A 19,953-nucleotide genomic window follows, 5' to 3' on the forward strand; every position below is an offset into this window, starting at 1 on the left:
GAAGCGCGGAACGGGTGGTCGCCACGACAGCCGACGGCGGTGCGGCGGGTCGTCTCAGCCTAGCGCGGCGTCGGCGACACCCATGACCGTGTGACGTTCCGCCGCGTCAGACCGCACCGGAGGTGAGCGCGAACGAGATGACGTTGAGGAAGAACACGGATGCAAGCCCGAGGCCGCCCAGCAGAATGAGCGCGAACGCCCCGGACGGCCGGCGCCAACCGAGCGCGAAGCCCCCGGCGAAGATCACGATCGGCATCACGACCGCGGCGACGACGGCCACCCACCCGACAGCGGTGCGTGCCGGAGAGGGCGCGAAGAGGAGCGGGACCGCCGCCCAGACCGCATACGCGTAGAACAGACCGAACGCGCCCGCGACAGTCGCCACCCGCCAGACCGGGGGCGCCTTCCGTGACGGCTGCGCTTCGTTCGACACCATCAGCTCACCGTCCCGAGCGTCGCGAAGGGCCACGGAACGAGAAGCAGCGCTCCCGCGACGAGCCAGGCGAATCGAACCCACGCGCGCGAACTCCGGGTGAGGACGTAGGCGGCCGTGAACCAGATCGCCGGCGCGGCGACGGCGAGCACGAGCACCGGGATGGTGACGGCCGTCTCGATCCCGAGCAGTCCGCTCAGGTTGTGGACGCGCACGCCGCCGACGAACCAGCCGATCGAGTACAGCAGATAGATTCCGCCGAGGACACCGAGCGAGATGAGAGCAGCGCTGCTCAGGCCCTCGGACGAGGGGTGCTCCGCCGACTCGGCAGGCAGGTCGGACGCCGTCTCCCTGGAATCGTTCTCCCTAGGGCCGGACGCCGCCGGCGTGGGCTCACCCGTGGCCGCGGACACGAGTGTCGGATCGTCGTCCCCCGCCCAGCTCAGGGCGTCGTCATCGCGGCTCGTCACCTGCTCAGAGTACCGCGCGACCACGGCCGGCACGGGCGCGGCGCCGTGCCGCGCCGATCAGCGACCCATCTGACGACCGCCGCGCAGCACCAGAATCGCGACACCGGCGCCGGCCAGAGCGAGCGCTCCGGCCCACGGCGCCCAGACGACGGGTCGCGTGAGTTCCTCGCCCGACCCGTCGTGCAACGATCCGACTCGGACCGCGTCGGTCCGCCCCGTCGGGTGTTCAGCGGGGACGGAAGCGCCGAGCTGCGCCGACCCGCCCACGTCAGGACCGCCGTCGATGTGGACCGCGTCGCTCGGTTCGGGGGTGGGCGTTGCCATGTCGGTGCCACGAGGCGCGAGCCGCAGCAAGGCGCCGAGTCGGATAGCAGTAGAAGCGCGCAGCTCGACCTGGGCGTCGGTCTCGATGCGCGGCGGCGTCGGCGCGGGCGGCTGCTCGACGGGCACCGTCGGCGGGGGGTCCGCCGGAGAGGACGGGCTCGGTGCCGGACTCGTGGTCGGCGCCGGAGTCGGCTCGCCATCCGTCGGCGACGGTTCGCTGGTCGGCGCCGGCGATGGCGTCTCGGTCTCACCCGGCGCGGGCGTCGGGACGCCCTCGTCCGATTCCTCATCCGGGATCACGGGCGCAACCGGGGCGTCCGATCGCGGGACGACCTCGATCTCATCGGCGGTGACCGACCAGGCGGACGGTGCGGTGATCGCCCCCGCGATCACAGAAGCTGCGACGCACACCGCCCCCAGGCGCGCGCGAGCGAACTGCTTCTTACGGACGGGCATGCATCCATCGTAAAAGGTCACGACTGTGGGGGCACGCCGAAAGCCCGGCCCCTGATGGGGACCGGGCTTCCGTGGCACGAGGCCGGGCTCGACGGGGTGCCGCCGAGGGTCGCGGAGCGGACGGTGCCGCTCGTGAAGGGTCAGCGCGCGGCGCTGCCCTCGATGTAGTCGCTGTCCTGCTGCTTCCAGGCGAAGAGGCCGCGCAGCTCCTTGCCGGTCGCCTCGATCGGGTGGCCCTGCTCCTTCTCGCGGAGGCCGAGGAACTCGGTGGCGCCGTTGTCCTGGTCGGCGATGAAGCGCTGCGCGAACGCGCCCGACTGGATGTCGGCGAGCACGGCCTTCATGTTCTCCTTGACCTCCGGCGAGATCACGCGCGGTCCGGAGACGTAGTCGCCGTACTCGGCGGTGTCGGAGATCGACCAGCGCTGCTTGGCGATGCCGCCCTCCCACATGAGGTCGACGATCAGCTTGAGCTCGTGCAGCACCTCGAAGTACGCGATCTGGGGCTGGTAGCCGGCCTCGATCAGCGTCTCGAAGCCGTACTGGACGAGGTGGCTCATGCCACCGCAGAGCACGGCCTGCTCGCCGAAGAGATCGGTCTCGGTCTCCTCCGTGAAGGTGGTCTTGATGACGCCCGCGCGGGTGCCGCCGATGGCCTTCGCGTACGAAAGCGCGGTGTCCCAGGCCGAGCCGGACGCGTCGCGCTCGACGGCGATGATGTCGGGGATGCCGCGACCCGCGACGAACTCGCGGCGCACCGTGTGGCCTGGGGCCTTCGGGGCGACGAGGATGACGTCGACGCCCTCGGGAGCGTCGATGTAGCCGAAGCGGATGTTGAAGCCGTGCGCGAACGCGAGGGTCTTACCCGCCGTGAGCTTGTCCTTGATGGAGTCGGCGTAGATCGAGCGCTGGTGCTGATCGGGAGCCAGGATCATGATGAGGTCGGCCCACTCTGCGGCATCCGCGACGTTCTTGACCTCGAAGCCCTCGTCCTGCGCCTTCGCGGCCGACTTCGAGCCGTCCTTGAGCGCGATGACGACCTCGACACCGGAGTCGCGGAGGTTCTGGGCGTGGGCGTGTCCCTGCGAGCCGTAGCCGACGATCGCGACCTTCTTGCCCTGGATGATGGACAGGTCGGCGTGGGCGTCGTAGAAGATCTCGGCCATGTTCGTGTGTTTCTCCTTGATTCGTGGTTCGGAAGGTCAGCCGCGCAGAACGCGCTCGGTGATGCTCTTGCCGCCGCGCCCGATGGCGAGCAGGCCGGACTGGGCCAGCTCCTTGATGCCGAAGGGCTCGAAGGCGCGGAGGATCGCGTCGATCTTGCCGCGGTCTCCGGTCACCTCGACCACCAGCGCGTCGGGGGCGTAGTCGACGATCGCGGCGCGGAACAGGTTCGCGACCTCGATCACGTTCGAGCGGGTCTGGTTGTCGGCCCGCACCTTGATGAGGATGTGCTCGCGCTGCACCGACGACGAGAAGTCGAGCTCGACGATCTTGATGACGTTCACGAGCTTGTTCAGCTGCTTGGTCACCTGCTCGAGCGGCAACTCCTCGACATCGACGACGACCGTGATGCGCGAGAGCCCCGGCACCTCGGTGACGCCGACGGCGAGCGACTCGATGTTGAAGCCGCGTCGGGCGAACAGCCCGGCGACACGGGTCAGCAGACCCGGCTTGTCCTCCACCAGGAGGCTCAGCACGTGGCGCGACATCTCAGGCCTCCTCGTCGAATGCGGGCGCGTGCTCGCGGGCGTACTGGATGTAGCTGTTGCTCACACCCTGCGGGACCATCGGCCACACCATCGCGTCGGCGCTCACGACGAAATCGATCACGACGGGGCGATCGTTCGTCTCGAGGGCGAGCTTGATGGCATCGTCGATCTGGTCCTCGGTCTCGACCCGGATGGCGAGGCAGCCGTACGCTTCGCCGAGCTTGACGAAATCGGGGACGCGCGCCGTTCCGTGGCCGGTGTTCAGGTCGGTGTTGGAGTGGCGGCCGTCGAAGAACAGCGTCTGCCACTGCCGCACCATGCCCAGCGACGAGTTGTTGATGATCGCGACCTTGATCGGGATCTGGTTGATGACGCAGGTCGCGAGCTCCTGGTTCGTCATCTGGAAGCAGCCGTCGCCGTCGATCGCCCAGACGACGCGCTCCGGCTGAGCGACCTTCGCACCCATGGCAGCGGGCACCGCGTAGCCCATCGTGCCGGCGCCGCCGGAGTTGAGCCATGAGTTGGGGCGCTCGTACTTGATGAACTGTGCGGCCCACATCTGGTGCTGGCCGACGCCCGAGGCGTAGACGCCCTCGGGGCCCGTGAGCTCGCCGATCCGCTGGATCACGTGCTGCGGCGACAGCAGCCCGTCGGTCGTCGGGGCGTAACCGAGCGGGAACTCCTCGCGCAGCCCGTCGAGGTAGGCCCACCACTCGGTCGTGTCGGGCTTGCCGTCACCGATGACGCCGCGGAAGGCCGACTCGAGGTCGACCAGCACGTCGCGCACATCGCCCACGATCGGGACGTCGGCGAAGCGGATCTTCGAGATCTCGGCCGGATCGATGTCGACGTGCACGACCTTGGCGTGCGGCGCGAACAACGACGCCTTGCCGGTGACACGGTCGTCGAAGCGCGCACCGAGGGCGACGATCAGATCGGACTCCTGCAGCGCGAGCACCGCGGGCACCGTGCCGTGCATGCCCGGCATGCCGAGGTGTTGCGGGTGCGAGTCGGGAAAGGCGCCGCGTGCCATGAGCGTCGTGACCACGGGTGCGCCGGTCGCCTCCGCGAGCGTCAGCAGCTCGTCGGATGCGCCGCCGCGGATGACACCGCCGCCCACGTACAGCACGGGCTTGTGCGACTCGGCGAGAAGCTGCGCAGCCGCTTGGATCTGCTTGCCGTGCGCCTTGGTCACCGGACGATATCCCGGCAGGTCGATCTTCGGCGGCCAGACGAACGGCGCGCTGTTCTGCTGAGCGTCCTTCGTGATGTCCACGAGAACCGGGCCGGGGCGGCCGGTGCCGGCGATCTCGAAAGCCGCGGCGATCGCGCCGGGGATCTCCTCGGCGGTCTTCACGAGGAACGAGTGCTTCGTGATCGGCATCGTGATGCCGACGATGTCGGCTTCCTGGAAGGCATCCGTGCCCATGAGGGTCGAGAACACCTGCCCGGTGATGCAGACGAGCGGGACGGAGTCCATGTACGCGTCGGCGATCGCCGTCACGAGGTTGGTCGCGCCCGGGCCCGAGGTGGCGATCGCGACGCCGACCCGGCCGGATGCCGCGGCGTAGCCCTCGGCCGCGTGCCCTGCACCCTGCTCGTGACGGACGAGGATGTGGCGCACCGCCTCGTCGTCCATGAGCGGGTCGTAGACGGGCATGATCGCGCCGCCCGGGAGCCCGAAGACCTCGGTGACGCCGAGATTGTCGAGCGATCGGACAACGGCCTCTGCTCCCGTGATCACGGGTGCCGAGGGTGTGCGGGACGGCGGCCGGGGAATGGCCGCGGAGATGTCGGTGGACATGGTGATGAACCTCGCTGGAGAAGAGGAGACGATGTCGGAGCCGAAGTCAGCCGGTGGTCGCGCCCTCCGCGGCGGAGCGCACGAGCTTGGAGTACTTGGCCAGAACGCCACGGGTATAGCGCGGGGGAAGAGGGGCCCAGCCGTCACGGCGGGCGTTCAGCTCAGCCTCGTCGACGAGTAGGTCGAGGGAGCGAGCCGCGATATCGACCCGTATCAGATCACCATCGCGCACGAATGCGATGGGACCTGCGTCCACCGCTTCGGGTGCTATGTGGCCGATGCACAGGCCGGTTGTGCCGCCTGAGAATCGTCCGTCAGTCAAGAGTAGTACATCTTTTCCGAGCCCGGCGCCCTTGATGGCGGCGGTGATGGCGAGCATCTCGCGCATGCCCGGTCCACCCTTCGGGCCTTCGTAGCGGATAACGATGACCGAGCCCGGCTCGATCTCACCGTTCGCCACGGCATCCATCGCCGCGCGCTCGCGCTCGAACACACGCGCGGGCCCCTCGAACACCGCGGCGTCGAAGCCTGCGGTCTTGACGACGGCGCCCTCGGGGGCGAGCGACCCGTGCAGGATCGTGATGCCGCCGCTGGCGTGGATCGGGTTGTCGAACGTGTGGATGACCTTGCCGTCGATCGGCTCCGGGTCGAGGTCGCGGAGGTTCTCGGCGAGAGTCTTTCCGGTCACGGTCAGAGCGTCGCCGTGCAGCAGCCCCTCGTCGAGCATGGCCTTCATGACGACGGGGATGCCGCCGTGCCGGTCGACGTCGTTCATGACGTACTGGCCGAAGGGCTTCATGTCCGCGACGTGCGGCGTCTTGTCGCCGATGCGGTTGAAGTCGTGCAGGCTCAGGTCGACCTCCGCCTCGCGGGCGATCGCGAGGAGGTGGAGGACGGCGTTCGTCGAGCCGCCGAGGGCCATGACGAGGGCGATCGCGTTCTCGAACGCCTCCTTGGTCAGGATGTCCTTCGTCGTGATGCCCTGACGCAGGAGGTTGACGACGGCCTCGCCCGAGCGGTGGGCGTAGTAGTCGCGACGGCGGTCGGCCGACGGCGGCGCGGCGGAGCCCGGCAGGCTGAGGCCGAGGGCCTCGCCGACGGAGGCCATCGTGTTGGCGGTGTACATCCCGCCGCAGGCGCCCTCCCCCGGGACGATCGCGCACTCGATGCGCTTGAGGTCCGCCTCGCTCATCTTTCCGGCACGGCACGCGCCGACACCCTCGAACGAGTCGATGATCGTGACGTCCTTCTCGGTGCCGTCGCTCAGCTTGACCCAGCCCGGCATCGTCGAGCCGGCGTACAGGAAGACGCTCGACAGGCCGAGGCGCGCGCTCGCCATCATCATGCCGGGGATCGACTTGTCGCAGCCGGCGAGCAGGACCGTGCCGTCGAGGCGTTCGGCCATGATGACGGCCTCGACCGAGTCGGCGATGACCTCGCGCGACACGAGGGAGAAGTGCATGCCCTCGTGGCCCATCGAGATGCCGTCCGAGACGGAGATGGTGCCGAACTGCAGCGGGTAGCCGCCGCCCGAGTGGACGCCCTCCTTGGCACCCTGCGCGAGCCGGTCGAGGCTCAGGTTGCAGGGGGTGATCTCGTTCCAGCTCGAGGCGATGCCGATCTGGGGCTTGTCCCAGTCCTCGTCGCCCATTCCGACGGCACGGAGCATGCCTCGGGAGGTCGTGGCTTCGATGCCGTCGGTGACGGCACGACTGCGGGGCTTGATGTCGATGGTCTCGGAGCTGTCGGACATTCTCGAATTCTATGCCCGTGCGGCAGGGCTCATTCTCCCGCCCGGGCCTCGGCGAGCCGTCCCAGCAGGACCGCGAGGGCGGCGGCATCCGCCACCCGGTATTGAGCGATCGTCTCTCCCCCACCCACGCGGATCCCCACGTCGCCCGACTCGAGCGAGGCGAGCGCGTCCTCGTCGGTCACGTCGTCGCCGGCGAAGAGGACGACGTCGGCCCCGACCCGATCACGGAGGCTGCGGACGGCCGAGTCCTTGCCCTCGTGCCGCGAGGCGAACTCGAGGATGTCCTGGCCGGTGCGGCGGCGCCACGCGGGCGCCTCGGTCCGGACGAGATCATCGATCCGGGTGGCTGCCTCGGCGGCCTGCTCCCGATCGGCCAACCGCGTGTGGAGGGCGAACCCGAACCGCTTGTGCTCGATCCATGCGCCGTCGAGGCCTCCGATGATCTGCTCCGCGCGCGCCGTGAGCTCGTCGCGGAGTGAGACGTCGCTGTCGCTGTCCTGGGGGGAGTCGGCGCCCGGATGCCAGAACTCGGCGCCGTGCGAGCCGGCGAGATGTATCCGCGAATCCGGCTCGCGCTCGGAGATCTCGGCCAGGTGTTCGAGCGTACGACCCGACACGAGCGCGACCGTCGTCGCGGGTGCGTGAGCGAGCCGCGCGAGCGCGTCGCGCGCGGCGGGCAGCATTCTGGCCGACATCGGCTCATCGACGAGCGGGGCGAGCGTGCCGTCGAAGTCGAGCGCGATGAGGAGGTGCCGTGCGCTCGCTGCGCGCGCGACGGCTTCTGCGAGACCCTCGGGCGATGTGGACGCGACGGCGCTCATGCGCTGTGCTCCGCTTCGGTGGCGGCGGTCGAGACGGCGCGCGCGGTGGCAGCCGACTCAGCCGGGCTATTGGACTGAGCGGCGGTCGCGAGCGCGTCCAGGAATGATCGTGACCAGTCGTCGACGTCGTGTTCGCGCACGCGCTTGCGGAGAGCACGCATGCGCCTCCCCTGCTCGGCTGCGGGCATCTCGATCGCCCGCACGATGGCATCCTTCATCCCGTCGATGTCGTGCGGGTTGATGCGCACGGCGCTCGCGAGTTCGTCTGCAGCGCCGGCGAACTCGCTCAGGACGAGTACCCCGCGGTTGTCGATGCGACTGGCGACGTACTCCTTCGCAACGAGGTTCATGCCGTCACGGAGCGCGGTGACGAGCATGATGTCGGCGGCGAGGAAGAGGGCCACCATCTCTTCGCGCGGGAACGCCTGATGCATGTAGCGGATCGCGCTGTGACCCCAGGTGTCGTGGTCGCCGTTGATGCGCGCGACAGTCAGCTCGATCTCGTCGCGCAGCTGCACGTACGACTCGACGCGCTCCCGGCTGGGGCTGGCGACCTGCACGAGAGTGGCGTCCTCGACGGAGACCCGTCCGTCCTCGATGAGCTCGCCGAAAGCCTTGAGGCGGTGCCGGATGCCCTTCGTGTAGTCCAGCCGGTCGACGCCGAGCAGGACCGTCTTGGGGTTGCCGAGATCCTCGCGGATCTCCGCGGCCCGCGCCTGGATGTCAGGACGCTGTGCGAGCTCGATGTAGTCGTCGGTCGAGATCGAGATCGGGAACGCCTTGGCGAGTGCCGTGCGGTGCCCTCCGCCCGGGGCGGGGACGCGGATGCCGCTGGCCTTGGTTTCGTACCGCAGTTGACGCCGCACAGCGCGCGCGAAATTGCCGGCGTCGGCCACGCGCTGGAAACCGATCACGTCAGCGCCCAGGAGGCCCTCCAGCACCTGCTTCCGCCACGGGAGCTGCGAGTACAGCCCGTAAGCGGGGAACGGGATGTGGTGGAAGTACCCGATCGTGAGGTCGGGACGCATGTCGCGCAGCATCTTCGGCACGAGCTGCAGCTGGTAGTCCTGCACCCACACGGTTCCGCCGTCCGCTGCCACCGCAGCCGCAGCCTCGGCGAAGCGCCGGTTCACGCGCTGGTATGCCTCCCACCAGTTGCGCCGGTATCGCGGGGCGGCGATGACGTCGTGGTAGAGGGGCCAGATCGTGTCGTTGGAGAAGCCCTCGTAGTAGTCCTCGACGTCGGCGCCGCTGAGGGCGACGGGAACGAGGTGCATGCCGTCGAAGTCGAACGGATCGAACTCGAGGTCGGGCTTTCCGGGCCAGCCGACCCACGCGCCCTCGGTGCGGCGCATGACGGGCTCGAGGGCGGTGACGAGCCCTCCCGGCGAACGGCGCCATTCTCCGTCCCCACCACCGTCCGTGTTCCGGTCAACCGGAAGCCGGTTGGCGACGACGACGAAATCAGCGGTGCTCATGCATGCCTCCAGGCTGCGATCGGCGGTGATCCCAGCCTACCCGCGCGCCCAGCGCCCCCTGCGGGCGGCTACGTTTGTGGTATGCGCAAGTACCTTTTCGGCACCGGCCTCCTCTCCGCGATCACCGGTGGCGTGACGCTCCTCCGCTCGGCCCGCAGCGACGAGCCGTTCACGTGGCGCACCGCCCTGGCATGGCTCAGCTGGGGCATCACGATGGCGCTGGCGATCGGCGCTGTCGTCGACAGCTACCGCGGTGCCCGTGGGCGGCTCGTGGCGGACGACTCGAACGTCGACCGCGACAAGCTCTTCGCGGAGCGGGTCAAGCGCGGCTGGCGCTGACCCCGACCCGTCTCCGTACCGGGTCAGCGGGTCAGAATGAGGGCCTCGCCCTGACCGCCGCCCCCGCACAGGCCTGCTGCGGCCGCGCCCGAGCCGCGGCGCGCGAGCTCATGGGCCAGATGCACGACGAGCCGCGCCCCGGAAGCGCCGATGGGGTGGCCAAGAGCGATTCCCCCGCCGTCGATGTTGACGATGTCGGGCGAGACGCCCAGGCGGCGCTCCGAGGCTGCCACGACGGCACCGAACGCCTCGTTGATCTCGATGAGGTCCAGGTCGGATGCCGTCATTCCCTGCTTCACCAGTGCGCGCTCGATCGCGGCGGCCGGCTGCTCGTGGAGTGAGTTGTCGGGTCCGGCCACCTGACCGCTGGCACCGAGCACGGCCAGTACCGGCCATCCCTCGCGCTCCGCGCGCTCGCGGGTGGTGAGGAGCACCGCGGCTGCGCCGTCGGAGATCTGCGAGGCGTTGCCCGCCGTGATCGAGCCGTCCTTCGCGAAGGCGGGGCGCAGGCCGGCGAGAGTGTCGACGGTCGTGTCGGCGCGGATACCCTCGTCGGTGTCGACGACGACAGGCTCGCCTCGTCGCTGCGGAACGGTCACCGGCGCGATCTCAGCCACGAAGCGGCCCGCGTCGCGGGCAGCGGCGGCACGCTGGTGCGAGCGCGCGGCGACGGCGTCCTGCTCCTGGCGGGTGACGTCGAAGCGCGGGTTCAGACGCTCGGTCGAGGCGCCCATGCTCTCGCGATCGTACGCATCGGTCAGACCGTCGAACGCGGCGTGGTCGAGCACCTCGATCGATCCGTACGACCATCCCGAGCGAGAGCCGGGAAGGAGGTGTGGCGCTCGGCTCATCGACTCCATGCCGCCCGCGACGACCACCTCGGCGTCACCCAGCGCGATCATGCGCGACGCGTCGATGATCGCGGTGAGGCCGGACAAGCAGACCTTGTTGACGCTGGAGGCCGGGACGTCCCAGCCGATGCCGCCCGCGAGCGCGGCCTGCCGAGCCGGATTCTGTCCATTGCCCGCGGGGAGGACCTGCCCCATGATGACGGCGTCGACCGCAGTGGCGGCGACGCCTGATGCCGCGAGAGCACCGGCGATGGCAGCGCCACCGAGCTCGGGTGCCGGAACGGACGACAGACTCCCCTGCAAGCGCCCCTGCGGCGTGCGGGCGGCGGCGACGATGACGATCTCGGGCGTGGTCATGTTCTCAAGCCTACGAGCGTCCCCGACATCGACGGCCCGTGCAGGTCCCCGCCGCGGGGAAGAGATTCCGGCCCCTGTGGAGAGTGGTGGGCCGATGTCGGGGGTTCGTGACAGTATTCGAACATGCATTCGAATGACGGACTCGGCAGCGGGATGGGCAGCGACGGTGACGTCGATGCCCTGGCGGTGCTGGTCGCGGATGCCGAGGGCGCGGCGGATGCTGCGCGGTTGGCGCAGATTCGTGAGGTTCGGGTGCTCGCTGCGGCGGGGGTTCTCGCGGAGAAGCAGGCCGTGGGCGCGTCGGAGAAGGTCAAGGCGCGCGAGATGGCGCTGCGCGGGATCGCCGCGGAACTGGCCGGGGTGTTCGTCGCGACCGACCGGACGCTGCAGCGGCGCATCGACGAGGCGCGCGATCTGGTCGACAACTTCCCGCTGACGATGGCCGCGTGGGAGGACGGACGCATCGTCCGCGGGCATGTGCGGGTGATCCAGGAGATCGGCTGCATCGTGCCCGTGGCGGATCGAGCGGAGTTCGAACGCGTCGCGATCGAGCGGTGCGAGGGCGAGACACCGAACCGGGTGCGGGACGCGTTGCGGATGCTGGCGGAGCGGATGCACCCGCGGACGTTCACGGAGCGGCACGAAGAAGCCGCCGCGGGGCGGTGCGTGCGGGTGCAGACCGGGCCGGACGGAATGTCCGACCTGATCGCGACCCTGCCGACCGTGATCGCCGACGGAATCGTGGACCGGCTGACGCGTCAGGCCCGGGAGATCATCAATGCGCGGGCCCAGGCTGATGCGGTTGACGCCGCGGGCGCCCCCGAAGCACGAGCCGACGCCCCTGACGCGCGAACCGACGCGAACGGTGGCGCACCCCATGCCGATACGACGATTTGCGACGGGTCGTCGTTCGTCGACGATGCCCGCACGGTCGATCAGGTCCGCGCCGACGTGTTCTCCGACCTCCTCCTGACTGGATCGCCGGCGCTCGACCCCACCGGCACCGATGACGGCGACGGAACCCTCGGAGCGATCCGCGCGCACGTGCAGGTCGCGGTATCGGCGTTGACGCTGATGGGACAGGACGAGGGGCCCGCCGACCTGGCAGGGCGCTCCCCCATCGACGCCCCCACCGCCCGCGAACTCGCGGGCAACGCGACCTCGTGGGACCGGTTGCTCACCCATCCGGTCACGGGAACCGTCCTTGAATGCGACAGCTACCGGCCCACCGCCGCCATGGTGCGACTCCTACGGGCACGGGACCGGCACTGCCGGTTCCCCGGATGCCGGCAACCCGCCATCCGCTGCGAACTCGACCACACCATCGCCGCATCCGACGGAGGTGCCACCCACGTGTGCAATCTCGCCAACCTCTGCAAACGCCATCACGACGTCAAACACCACACCCGATGGCGAGTACGACAACTCCCCGGCGGACGGCTGATCTGGACATCACCCACCGGGCGGATCTACCGCGAAGACGCACCACCACCACTCGTCGCCTTCACCGTCACGGAGCCGCCCGGCGGTGACGGACGGCACTCCGTCCTGCACGCAGCACCGACCGGGTCGGTCGCTGTCGCGCGGCCCGCTCACGCCGCTCCGCCGTTCTGAAGCGCTCGCCCGCGCCCTGACGGCAACACACGAAGGCCCCGCAACTGGCGAGAGTTGCAGGGCCTTCGTGCTGGTGCACCCCCTGGGACTCGAACCCAGAACCCACTGATTAAGAGTCAGTTGCTCTGCCGATTGAGCTAGAGGTGCAGGCTGTTCGCAGTGAAGCGAACCGAGGAGAAACGCTACCCCACTTCGCGTCATCGCGCCAATCGAGGCCCCCGGCGCGTCGTATCCTGGAGCCGTGACCCCCACCACACCGGATCTGACAGCGCCTTCTGCAGACGCCCTGGCCGACGACCTGGCATTCGCACTCCGGTTGGCAGACGCCGCCGACGCGGTGAGCATGGCCCGCTTCGACGCGGCCGACCTCGACGTGCGCCTGAAAGCGGACGCGTCGCACGTCACCGAGGCAGACCTCGCCACAGAACGCGCCATCCGCGACATGCTGGCCGCCGAGCGCCCGGACGACGGCGTGCTGGGCGAGGAGTACGGCGCCACCGGCGACGCACGACGCCAGTGGATCATCGACCCGATCGACGGCACCGCGAACTACCTCAAGGGCATCCCGATGTGGGCGACCCTGATCGCGCTGTCCGTGGACGGCACGCCTCGCGTCGGCGTCGTCAGTCAGCCGGCCATCGGTCGCCGCTGGTGGGCCGCGACAGGGCACGGGGCGTGGACGAACGTCCCGGGCGAGACGACGCCGCGGTCACTCTCGGTCTCGTCGATCGGCGACCTCGCGCAGGCGAGCATCAGCTTCCAGAGCATCCGCCAGTGGGATGAAGTCGGCCGGGGCGAACAGCTCCTCGCACTCTCGCGCCGAGTCTGGCGCGATCGTGGCTACGGCGACGCGTGGCCCTACATGCTCCTCGCGGAAGGACGGCTCGAGTTCGTCGCCGAGTTCGGTGTCAAGGAGTACGACCTGGCCGCCCACGTGCCCATCGTCACCGAGGCAGGGGGACGCTTCACCGACATCGACGGCGCTGAGACCCTGTCGACGCGCTCATCGCTCGCGACCAACGGCATCCTGCACGACACCTTCCTCGAGATGCTCGCTCACGAGGGCGGTCGCGCATGACCCGGCGGCATGCATCCCTCGTCCTCGCGACCGGCTCGGCCCTGGCTCTGACGTTCCTGACCGGCTGCTCCGCACCCGAACCGACGGAGACCGCGCCGCCGGAAGCCGTCCCCTCCTCTCCCGTCGCGACGCCGGAGGCCACCGCCTCGGAGCCGGCGCTCCCGGACCCGACCTGCGAGAACATCATCCGAGAGGCCAGCCTCGAAGAGCTGCAGTCGCAGGGCTGGGAGTACCAGCAGGGCCCGTTCATGATCGGCGAGATGCAGATCGACGCGGGCGTCTCCTGCACCTGGACGAACGCGGCCGAACCCGGAGGGAACATCCTCCAGTTCGGCTGGGCACCGCTGACAGCCGCCGAGACCTCAGACGCCGAGCGCGCCCTCGTTTCGGAAGGCTGGATCCGCGAAGAGGGCGACGGCGGGGTCTACATCACCGAAGATCCGGCGTTCGCGCTGAACATCGACGGCGACGGATACGGCGTCACATACTTCTTCGGCGAAGGCTATGCCCAGGTCGCCGATGTGAAGCAGGGCCTCGTCGTCATCGAGCGACGCTGATGGGAGAGCTTCACGCCGTCGGTGTCGCCGACGATCTGGCGGGCCGTATCTGCGACGCCGAACGCGACCTGCTCACCAGTGCCGTCCGGCAGGACGCGCGCCGCCTCCGCGAGCTCATCCACCCGGACTTCACCGAGATCGGCCGGTCCGGCCGCCTATGGACGCGCTCCGACCTTCTCGTCGAGCTCCTGGAGGAGGCGACCCGCGACACTCCGCATACGGACGAGTGGGTCATCCAGCGCCTCGACGTGGACACGGTGCTCGTGACATACCGGCTCATCGCCGGTACCCGGATCAGCCGGCATTCGTCGGTCTGGGCCACCTCGGGTGACGCCCTCGCGCTGCGCTTCCACCAGGGCACCGAACAGTCGGCTGCCGACGCACGTCCTTAGCCTCGCGCATAGAGTCTGCGGCCCGCGAGGTCAAGCGCCTGCATTGAGGGGGCACCCACGTGCACAATCGAGGCATGCCTGCACTTGCGATCATCCTCATCATCATCGGCATCGCGTTGCTGTTCACGGGAATCTTCGTCGAAGCGGTGAAGTTCCTGCTCTTCATCGGCATCGCGCTGATCATCATCGCGGTCATCGCCTGGCTCATGCGTTCGATTCGCAATAAGACCTGAGACCGCACGTATCAGCGAAAGCCCCTGCGCCTCAACCGAGGTCGGGGGCTTTCGCTTGCGCCGACAGCATCACTCGGGACCGTCGTCGTGTGCGGCAGCGCCGTCACGACGGGCCATGATGACGCCGATCAGTGTCGCGACCCAGAACACGAGCAGCACGCCGAACAGCACCGCGAGCACCATCGTGAATGCGCCGCCGTCACCGCGCGCGACGGACCAGACGTTCATGGCGAGCAGGCCGGCGGCCACCACGATCTGGACGATCAACAGCCACAGCCGCGATCCCGACCACGTCCTCACGTTGTCCCGCCAGTACGCCATGCCCCGAACGTAGCGCACGACGGTGTCGGCTCGACATAGCAGAAGCCCCCGATCCCCTGTTTCCAGGGGGATCGGGGGCTATGCAGCGTGACAGCGGCAGTGGTGGAGATGGGGGGAATCGAACCCCCGTCCATCGCTGAGATACGGCGTCTTCTCCGGGCGCAGTCTGTAGAGGCGTTCTGCTCGGCCCCGACTTTCAGTACAGACACATAAGTCGACGGGCCCAGTCCGGGAAGAGTCCCGCGTGACGTCCGGACGCCGTCACGCAGCAAGATCCCTAGATGACGCCAGGGTCCGTGGCGGGATCACACACGGTCTGACGGACTATCGGGCTCGCTTACGCAGCGAGGGCGAAGTCAGTGCGCTTGGATTCGGCACTTATAGTTTTGCAGAGATCGTTAACGAGATAACCCTGCATCCTCGGCCCGCTTCTCGCCGACACACAGGCGATGTCGAAACCGATCATCCCCATGAGCCTTCGGTCGAAGGGCCGCTGTCACACTGTGGACTTACCAAACCGGATGCCGCAGCACCCGAGCACTACAGACTACAACCGATCGGCGCCCCACGCCATTCCCACCCTCCGCGCCTAGAGTCGGAGCATGGCAGACATCCTCATCTCCGTCCGCGGCGAGGCCGAGCGACGCGTCTCGCCCGAGGTCGCGATCGTCTCCGCCGCCGCCTCCGCCGACGGTCCTGAACGGACCGCCGTTGTCTCGCGGGCGACCGCGACGATCGCACCCCTGCGCACGCGCCTCGAGGAGCTCACACGAGCGGGCGTCGTCTCGAGCTGGTCGAGCGGGTCCGTCTCGACCTGGTCCGACCGGCCGTGGAACCCCGAGGGGAACCAGCTCGCGCCCGTGCACCACGCGACGATCGACCTCGTGGCCACATTCGACGACTTCGTCGCGCTCGCGGAATGGGTGTCTCTGCTCTCCGACGACGAAGGGATGCGCGTCTCGAACGTCGAGTGGCAGCTCTCCCCCGCGACACGGGCGACGATCGAACGCGAGGTCGCGACCTCCGCCGTCGGCGTCGCTGTGGCACGCGCCTCGGCGTACGCGACCGCGCTCGGTCACGGCACGGTCGAGCCTGTCGAGATCGCCGATGTCGGGCTCCTCAGCGGCGCCGAGGCTCCGCCTGCCGCGCCGATGTTCGCGCGAGCGGCGACGATGTCAGCCGACGCGTCGTCCGGGGGCATCGAGCTCCGGCCCGCTGAGATCGTCGTGACCGCCGCGGTCGAGGCGCGCTTCCGCGCCCGTTGACGACCGGACGGCGAAGCGGGATACCGCTATTCGCCGAGTCGGTTGCGGGTGCGCATCGCCCGCTCCGCCTCGCGCTTGTCCTCGCGCTCGCGGATGGTCTGTCGCTTCTCGAACTCGCGCTTACCCTTCGCGACCGCGATCTCGACCTTCGCCCGGCCGTCCGAGAAGTACAGCCGTAGCGGTACGAGGGTGTACCCCCCGGCGCTGACCGCGTGCGAGAGCTTGATGATCTCATCTTTGTGGAGCAGCAGCTTTCGCGTGCGTTTGGTCGCGTGATTCGTCCAGTGGCCCTGCGAGTACTCCGGAATGTGCACGGCATCGAGGTAGGCCTGACCGTTGTCGATGTAGGCGTAGCCGTCGGTGAGGTTCGCGCGGCCCTGCCGCAGCGACTTCACCTCGGTGCCGGTGAGCACGAGACCCGCCTCGTACGTCTTCTCGATCGCGTAGTCGTGTCGGGCGCGCTTATTGCTCGCCACGAGCTTCTCGCCCTGTTCCTTCGGCATGACGCGCCTCCTTCCTGGTGCACTGGCGCAGCCCTACAGTCTAGGGGTACGGCGACGCGCGGGCGACGCAGCGGGTTCGGCCTCAGGCGCGCAGCCACCGTCTGATCGCGAACCCGGCCGAGACGGCGGCCAGCACGACGCCGATCACGATGACAGCCGGAACCACCAGCGCGACGTCGCCCAGGTTCACCCAGGTCGTCACGAAGTCGATCTGCGACGACAGGTAGTCGCCGACTCCGACCTGCACCATCGCGATGATCGCGACGCTCGCGAGAGCCGATCCGATCAGCGCCGCGAACACCCCCTCGAGGATGAAGGGCGTCTGGATGAACCGGTTGGAGGCTCCCACGAGCCGCATGATGCCGAGCTCCCGCCGCCGCGCATAAGCCGACAGCCTGATGGTCGTCGCGATGAGGAGCACCGCAGCGATCAGCATCAGACCGGCGATGCCGACCGCGATGTATGTGGCGACGGTGAGCGCCGAGAACAAGGGGTCGAGATACTGCAGCTGGTTCGCGACCTCCTCGACTCCGTCGAAGTCTTTGAACGCCTCGCTGATGACGTCGCTCTGCGACGGGTCGGCGAGGTTGACCCAGTAGGTGTTGTTCAGCTGCTCGGGGCTGACGAACTCGGCGTAGTCCTCCCCCATGAGCGAGAGGACGTTGTCGTACGCCTCCTGACTCGTCTCGAACCGTACATCGCGCACGACGCTCTGCAACGCGGGCGAGGCCAGCCTCTCGGCCACCGCCGCGATCTGCTCGTCGGTCGCGGGACCGTCGGCGCAGTTCTGCACCGTTGCTTCCTCACGGCACATGTAGACGGCGACCTGCGCACGCTCGGACCAGTAGTCCTTCGTCTTGCTGATCTGCATCTGCATGAGCATCGCCGCACCCACGAAGGTGAGCGAGACGAAGGTCACGAGGACGACGGAGATCACCATAGACGCGTTGCGGCGCAGGCCCGTCAGAGCCTCGCCGAGGATCAGGCCGACTCTCATGACGTGGGCCCCACTTCGTCGCTGCGATCGTCGCGATCGCCGAGTCCGAGCTTCTTGGCGACGTCGGGCAGTCCGAGGCCGGCAAGATCGATGTCGGGGGCGACGATCGGGATGGCCCGCGTCTCCCCGACGGGCGGCGGCGGCTCCGCCGGCGCCTCGGGCTCGTCGGGCACCGGGACGTGCGCGGTGGGCGGGGTCTCGGCGATCTCACGCTGCAGCTCCAGAACTGCCGTGAGAGCAGCGACCGCGGCGGCGCCGCGCACCGGCTCGGGAGCCAGGCTCGGGAGTGCCGAGGTGTCGCCGTACCCGCCGCCGACCTCGTCGCGGACCATGACGCCACCGCTCAGCTCGATCACGCGGCGCTGCATCTGGTCGACGAAGCCGGCCTCGTGCGTGGCCATCACGACCGTCGTGCCGTTGGCGTTGATCCGGGCGAGCAGCTGCATGATGTCGACGGATGTCGCGGGGTCGAGGTTTCCGGTGGGCTCGTCGGCCAGGAGCACCTGCGGCCGGTTGACGATCGCGCGCGCGATGGCGACGCGCTGCTGCTCACCGCCCGAGAGCTCGTGCGGCAGCCGCTTCTCCTTGCCCGCGAGGCCGACGAGCGCGAGCGCCTCCGGAACGGCCTGCGAGATGAAAGCGCGAGACGAGCCGATCACCTGGAGGGTGAAGGCCACGTTCTGGAAGACGGTCTTGTTGGGCAGCAGCCGGAAGTCCTGGAAGACCGCGCCGATGTGGCGACGGAAGTAGGGCACCTTGCGCGTCGACAGGCCGCGCAGGTCGCGGCCGAGCACGACCACGCGCCCCTCGGACGCGACATCCTCGCGCAGGATCATCCGCAGGCACGACGACTTGCCGGATCCGGAAGCGCCGACGAGGAAGACGAACTCGCCGCGCTGGATCTCGAAGTCGACGTCGCTGAGCGCGGGCTTCGAGGTGCCGCGATACCGCTTGCTGACGTGTTCGAACCGGATCATGACTCGATGAGCCTAAGCGGCTCCCCCGCACAACCACGCCGCGACACCCGCGCGCCGCGGCATCCGCGCCTCAGCACTCGATCAGGCGTCGTCGTCCTTGCGCTTGCGCCACCGGATGCCCGCGGCGATGAACCCGTCGAGGTCGCCATCGAAGACGGTCGACGGGTTGCCGACCTCGTGGCCGGTGCGCAGGTCCTTGACGAGCTGCTGGCCGTAGAGGAAGTAGGAGCGCATCTGGTCGCCCCAGCTCGCGGTGATGGTGCCCGCGAGCTCCTTCTTCTTCGCGGCCTCTTCTTCGCGCTGCAGCAGCATGAGTCGGGTCTGCAGAACACGCATGGCCGCTGCGCGGTTCTGGATCTGCGACTTCTCGTTCTGCATTGACACGACGATGCCGGTGGGGATGTGGGTGATGCGCACGGCCGAGTCGGTGGTGTTGACCGACTGCCCACCGGGGCCGGACGAGCGGAAGACGTCGACGCGGATGTCGTTCTCGGGGACGTCGACCTCGACGGCCTCCTCCATCACCGGGATGACCTCGACGGCGGCGAAGCTCGTCTGGCGCTTATCCGCCGACCCGAAGGGGCTGATGCGCGCGAGACGGTGCGTACCGGCTTCGACCGACAGCGTGCCGTACGCGTAGGGCGCGTCGACCTCGAACGTGGCCGACTTGATCCCCGCGCCCTCGGCGTACGAGGTGTCCATGACCTTCACGGGGTACTTGTGGCGCTCGGCCCAGCGCAGGTACATGCGCAACAGCATGTCGGCGAAATCGGTGGCGTCGTCGCCTCCCGCGCCCGAACGGATCGTCACGACCGCCGCACGGTCGTCGTACTCGCCGTCGAGCAGGGTCTGCACCTCGAGCTGGCCGATGACCTCTTCGAGCTGCTTGAGCTCCTTGCGCGCCTCCTCAGCCGATTCCTCATCGTCCATCTCGATCGCGAGCTCGACGAGGACATCGAGGTCGTCGAGTCGGCGCTCGACCTCGGTGACGCGCTTGAGCTCGGCCTGGCGGTGACTGAGGGCGCTGGTGACCTTCTGAGCCTTCTCGACGTCGTCCCAGAGATCGGGCGCGCCGGCCTCCTCGGAGAGGCGGGCGATCTCGGCCCGGAGAGCCTCGACGTCGACCACCGCCTGGATGTCGGCGAACGTGGAGCGCAGGGCCTGGATGTCGGCGGAGATATCGAATTCGAGCATGGCACTCCAGAGTATCGTGGAAGC

At 68.9% G+C, this 19,953-nt stretch carries 22 protein-coding genes, 1 tRNA gene and 1 other RNA gene; 7 read left to right on the top strand and 17 right to left on the bottom strand.

What is annotated here, in order from left to right:
• Positions 1–106 precede the first annotated feature (106 nt).
• From O1W71_RS02795 to O1W71_RS02835, 9 genes are all read right to left on the bottom strand, one after another.
• Positions 107–436 (bottom strand): hypothetical protein, encoded by a 330-nt coding sequence (locus tag O1W71_RS02795; RefSeq protein WP_269266451.1) that lies wholly within the window; start codon positions 434–436, stop codon positions 107–109.
• Positions 436–903 carry a hypothetical protein gene (locus tag O1W71_RS02800; protein WP_269266452.1) on the bottom strand — a complete coding sequence of 156 codons (468 nt, stop codon included), beginning with the start codon at positions 901–903 and terminating at the stop codon, positions 436–438. Before O1W71_RS02800 ends, O1W71_RS02795 begins: the two co-directional genes overlap by 1 nt.
• A 57-nt stretch (positions 904–960) precedes the next feature.
• Complete coding sequence (locus O1W71_RS02805) at positions 961–1,683, bottom strand: hypothetical protein (RefSeq protein WP_269266453.1); 723 nt, start codon at positions 1,681–1,683, stop codon at positions 961–963.
• Between the two features lie 140 nt (positions 1,684–1,823).
• Positions 1,824–2,849, bottom strand: coding sequence for a ketol-acid reductoisomerase (ilvC, locus tag O1W71_RS02810; protein WP_269266454.1), 1,026 nt, complete (start codon positions 2,847–2,849; stop codon positions 1,824–1,826).
• Positions 2,850–2,885: 36 nt separating this feature from the next.
• Positions 2,886–3,395 carry an acetolactate synthase small subunit gene (ilvN, locus tag O1W71_RS02815; RefSeq protein WP_071918201.1) on the bottom strand — a complete coding sequence of 170 codons (510 nt, stop codon included), beginning with the start codon at positions 3,393–3,395 and terminating at the stop codon, positions 2,886–2,888.
• A gap of 1 nt (position 3,396) precedes the next feature.
• Entirely contained in the window at positions 3,397–5,199 is a 1,803-nt protein-coding gene (locus tag O1W71_RS02820) for an acetolactate synthase large subunit (RefSeq protein WP_112614396.1), read from the bottom strand.
• 46 nt (positions 5,200–5,245) lie between these two features.
• On the bottom strand, positions 5,246–6,952 hold the full coding sequence (gene ilvD / locus O1W71_RS02825) for a dihydroxy-acid dehydratase (RefSeq protein ID WP_112614394.1): 1,707 nt from the start codon (positions 6,950–6,952) through the stop codon (positions 5,246–5,248).
• A 29-nt stretch (positions 6,953–6,981) separates the two neighbouring features.
• Positions 6,982–7,773 carry a trehalose-phosphatase gene (gene otsB, locus O1W71_RS02830; RefSeq protein WP_269266455.1) on the bottom strand — a complete coding sequence of 264 codons (792 nt, stop codon included), beginning with the start codon at positions 7,771–7,773 and terminating at the stop codon, positions 6,982–6,984.
• Positions 7,770–9,251, bottom strand: a complete 1,482-nt coding sequence (locus O1W71_RS02835) for an alpha,alpha-trehalose-phosphate synthase (UDP-forming) (RefSeq protein ID WP_269266456.1) — start codon at positions 9,249–9,251, stop codon at positions 7,770–7,772. Before O1W71_RS02835 ends, otsB begins: the two co-directional genes overlap by 4 nt.
• 81 nt (positions 9,252–9,332) lie before the next feature.
• Here O1W71_RS02835 and O1W71_RS02840 point away from each other — a divergent pair, with 81 nt between their 5' ends.
• Positions 9,333–9,590 carry a hypothetical protein gene (locus O1W71_RS02840; protein WP_269266457.1) on the top strand — a complete coding sequence of 86 codons (258 nt, stop codon included), beginning with the start codon at positions 9,333–9,335 and terminating at the stop codon, positions 9,588–9,590.
• A 23-nt stretch (positions 9,591–9,613) separates the two neighbouring features.
• Here the strand turns inward: O1W71_RS02840 and O1W71_RS02845 are convergent, their stop codons facing one another.
• Positions 9,614–10,798: an acetyl-CoA C-acyltransferase gene (locus O1W71_RS02845; RefSeq protein WP_269266458.1), complete on the bottom strand. Its 1,185-nt coding sequence runs from the start codon at positions 10,796–10,798 to the stop codon at positions 9,614–9,616.
• A gap of 123 nt (positions 10,799–10,921) precedes the next feature.
• Here O1W71_RS02845 and O1W71_RS02850 point away from each other — a divergent pair, with 123 nt between their 5' ends.
• The gene (locus tag O1W71_RS02850) at positions 10,922–12,412 is read left to right on the top strand and encodes an HNH endonuclease signature motif containing protein (protein WP_269266459.1); all 1,491 of its coding nucleotides are present in this window, start codon (positions 10,922–10,924) and stop codon (positions 12,410–12,412) included.
• Positions 12,413–12,483: 71 nt separating this feature from the next.
• Here the strand turns inward: O1W71_RS02850 and O1W71_RS02855 are convergent.
• Positions 12,484–12,559, bottom strand: a tRNA-Lys gene (locus O1W71_RS02855).
• A gap of 94 nt (positions 12,560–12,653) precedes the next feature.
• Between O1W71_RS02855 and O1W71_RS02860 the strand changes: the two genes are divergently transcribed.
• The 4 genes from O1W71_RS02860 to O1W71_RS02875 all read left to right on the top strand — a co-directional run bounded on the left by O1W71_RS02860 (position 12,654) and on the right by O1W71_RS02875 (position 14,672).
• Positions 12,654–13,490 carry an inositol monophosphatase family protein gene (locus O1W71_RS02860; RefSeq protein ID WP_269266460.1) on the top strand — a complete coding sequence of 279 codons (837 nt, stop codon included), beginning with the start codon at positions 12,654–12,656 and terminating at the stop codon, positions 13,488–13,490.
• A complete protein-coding gene (locus O1W71_RS02865) occupies positions 13,487–14,047 on the top strand; it encodes a hypothetical protein (RefSeq protein ID WP_112614380.1) in 561 nt (186 codons plus the stop codon). Before O1W71_RS02860 ends, O1W71_RS02865 begins: the two co-directional genes overlap by 4 nt.
• A complete protein-coding gene (locus tag O1W71_RS02870; RefSeq protein WP_269266461.1) occupies positions 14,047–14,439 on the top strand; it encodes a nuclear transport factor 2 family protein in 393 nt (130 codons plus the stop codon). The genes O1W71_RS02865 and O1W71_RS02870 overlap by 1 nt, the downstream gene beginning before the upstream one ends.
• Before the next feature lie 74 nt (positions 14,440–14,513).
• The gene (locus tag O1W71_RS02875) at positions 14,514–14,672 is read left to right on the top strand and encodes a hypothetical protein (RefSeq protein ID WP_269266462.1); all 159 of its coding nucleotides are present in this window, start codon (positions 14,514–14,516) and stop codon (positions 14,670–14,672) included.
• A gap of 69 nt (positions 14,673–14,741) precedes the next feature.
• Here O1W71_RS02875 and O1W71_RS02880 read toward each other — a convergent pair whose 3' ends face one another.
• Positions 14,742–14,993, bottom strand: coding sequence for a hypothetical protein (locus tag O1W71_RS02880; RefSeq protein WP_269266463.1), 252 nt, complete (start codon positions 14,991–14,993; stop codon positions 14,742–14,744).
• A 100-nt stretch (positions 14,994–15,093) separates the two neighbouring features.
• Positions 15,094–15,463: a transfer-messenger RNA gene (gene ssrA, locus O1W71_RS02885) on the bottom strand.
• Between the two features lie 132 nt (positions 15,464–15,595).
• On the opposite strand from ssrA, the gene O1W71_RS02890 reads away from it, so the two are divergent.
• Complete coding sequence (locus tag O1W71_RS02890; RefSeq protein WP_269266464.1) at positions 15,596–16,258, top strand: SIMPL domain-containing protein; 663 nt, start codon at positions 15,596–15,598, stop codon at positions 16,256–16,258.
• 26 nt (positions 16,259–16,284) lie between these two features.
• On the opposite strand, the gene smpB is transcribed toward O1W71_RS02890, so the two are convergent.
• The 4 genes from smpB to prfB all read right to left on the bottom strand — a co-directional run bounded on the left by smpB (position 16,285) and on the right by prfB (position 19,929).
• Positions 16,285–16,761 (bottom strand): SsrA-binding protein SmpB, encoded by a 477-nt coding sequence (gene smpB, locus O1W71_RS02895; RefSeq protein ID WP_269266465.1) that lies wholly within the window; start codon positions 16,759–16,761, stop codon positions 16,285–16,287.
• A gap of 82 nt (positions 16,762–16,843) precedes the next feature.
• A complete protein-coding gene (ftsX, locus tag O1W71_RS02900) occupies positions 16,844–17,758 on the bottom strand; it encodes a permease-like cell division protein FtsX (RefSeq protein ID WP_112614372.1) in 915 nt (304 codons plus the stop codon).
• A complete protein-coding gene (gene ftsE / locus O1W71_RS02905; RefSeq protein ID WP_023951105.1) occupies positions 17,755–18,735 on the bottom strand; it encodes a cell division ATP-binding protein FtsE in 981 nt (326 codons plus the stop codon). The genes ftsX and ftsE overlap by 4 nt, the downstream gene beginning before the upstream one ends.
• An 81-nt stretch (positions 18,736–18,816) precedes the next feature.
• Complete coding sequence (gene prfB, locus O1W71_RS02910) at positions 18,817–19,929, bottom strand: peptide chain release factor 2 (RefSeq protein ID WP_023951108.1); 1,113 nt, start codon at positions 19,927–19,929, stop codon at positions 18,817–18,819.
• Between the last annotated feature and the right edge of the window lie 24 nt (positions 19,930–19,953).

It is taken from the genome of Microbacterium sp. H37-C3 (genome assembly GCF_027157935.1).
Lineage (GTDB): Bacteria > Actinomycetota > Actinomycetes > Actinomycetales > Microbacteriaceae > Microbacterium > Microbacterium plantarum.

Coding starts and splice junctions, on each gene's coding strand:
- O1W71_RS02795 (WP_269266451.1), bottom strand. CDS start 436: ATGGTGTCGAACGAAGCGCAGCCGTCACGGAAGGCGCCCCCGGTCTGG.
- O1W71_RS02805 (WP_269266453.1), bottom strand. CDS start 1,683: ATGCCCGTCCGTAAGAAGCAGTTCGCTCGCGCGCGCCTGGGGGCGGTG.
- ilvC (WP_269266454.1), bottom strand. CDS start 2,849: ATGGCCGAGATCTTCTACGACGCCCACGCCGACCTGTCCATCATCCAG.
- ilvN (WP_071918201.1), bottom strand. CDS start 3,395: ATGTCGCGCCACGTGCTGAGCCTCCTGGTGGAGGACAAGCCGGGTCTG.
- O1W71_RS02820 (WP_112614396.1), bottom strand. CDS start 5,199: ATGTCCACCGACATCTCCGCGGCCATTCCCCGGCCGCCGTCCCGCACA.
- ilvD (WP_112614394.1), bottom strand. CDS start 6,952: ATGTCCGACAGCTCCGAGACCATCGACATCAAGCCCCGCAGTCGTGCC.
- otsB (WP_269266455.1), bottom strand. CDS start 7,773: ATGAGCGCCGTCGCGTCCACATCGCCCGAGGGTCTCGCAGAAGCCGTC.
- O1W71_RS02835 (WP_269266456.1), bottom strand. CDS start 9,251: ATGAGCACCGCTGATTTCGTCGTCGTCGCCAACCGGCTTCCGGTTGAC.
- O1W71_RS02840 (WP_269266457.1), top strand. CDS start 9,333: ATGCGCAAGTACCTTTTCGGCACCGGCCTCCTCTCCGCGATCACCGGT.
- O1W71_RS02845 (WP_269266458.1), bottom strand. CDS start 10,798: ATGACCACGCCCGAGATCGTCATCGTCGCCGCCGCCCGCACGCCGCAG.
- O1W71_RS02850 (WP_269266459.1), top strand. CDS start 10,922: ATGCATTCGAATGACGGACTCGGCAGCGGGATGGGCAGCGACGGTGAC.
- O1W71_RS02865 (WP_112614380.1), top strand. CDS start 13,487: ATGACCCGGCGGCATGCATCCCTCGTCCTCGCGACCGGCTCGGCCCTG.
- O1W71_RS02870 (WP_269266461.1), top strand. CDS start 14,047: ATGGGAGAGCTTCACGCCGTCGGTGTCGCCGACGATCTGGCGGGCCGT.
- O1W71_RS02875 (WP_269266462.1), top strand. CDS start 14,514: ATGCCTGCACTTGCGATCATCCTCATCATCATCGGCATCGCGTTGCTG.
- O1W71_RS02880 (WP_269266463.1), bottom strand. CDS start 14,993: ATGGCGTACTGGCGGGACAACGTGAGGACGTGGTCGGGATCGCGGCTG.
- O1W71_RS02890 (WP_269266464.1), top strand. CDS start 15,596: ATGGCAGACATCCTCATCTCCGTCCGCGGCGAGGCCGAGCGACGCGTC.
- smpB (WP_269266465.1), bottom strand. CDS start 16,761: ATGCCGAAGGAACAGGGCGAGAAGCTCGTGGCGAGCAATAAGCGCGCC.
- ftsX (WP_112614372.1), bottom strand. CDS start 17,758: ATGAGAGTCGGCCTGATCCTCGGCGAGGCTCTGACGGGCCTGCGCCGC.
- ftsE (WP_023951105.1), bottom strand. CDS start 18,735: ATGATCCGGTTCGAACACGTCAGCAAGCGGTATCGCGGCACCTCGAAG.
- prfB (WP_023951108.1), bottom strand. CDS start 19,929: ATGCTCGAATTCGATATCTCCGCCGACATCCAGGCCCTGCGCTCCACG.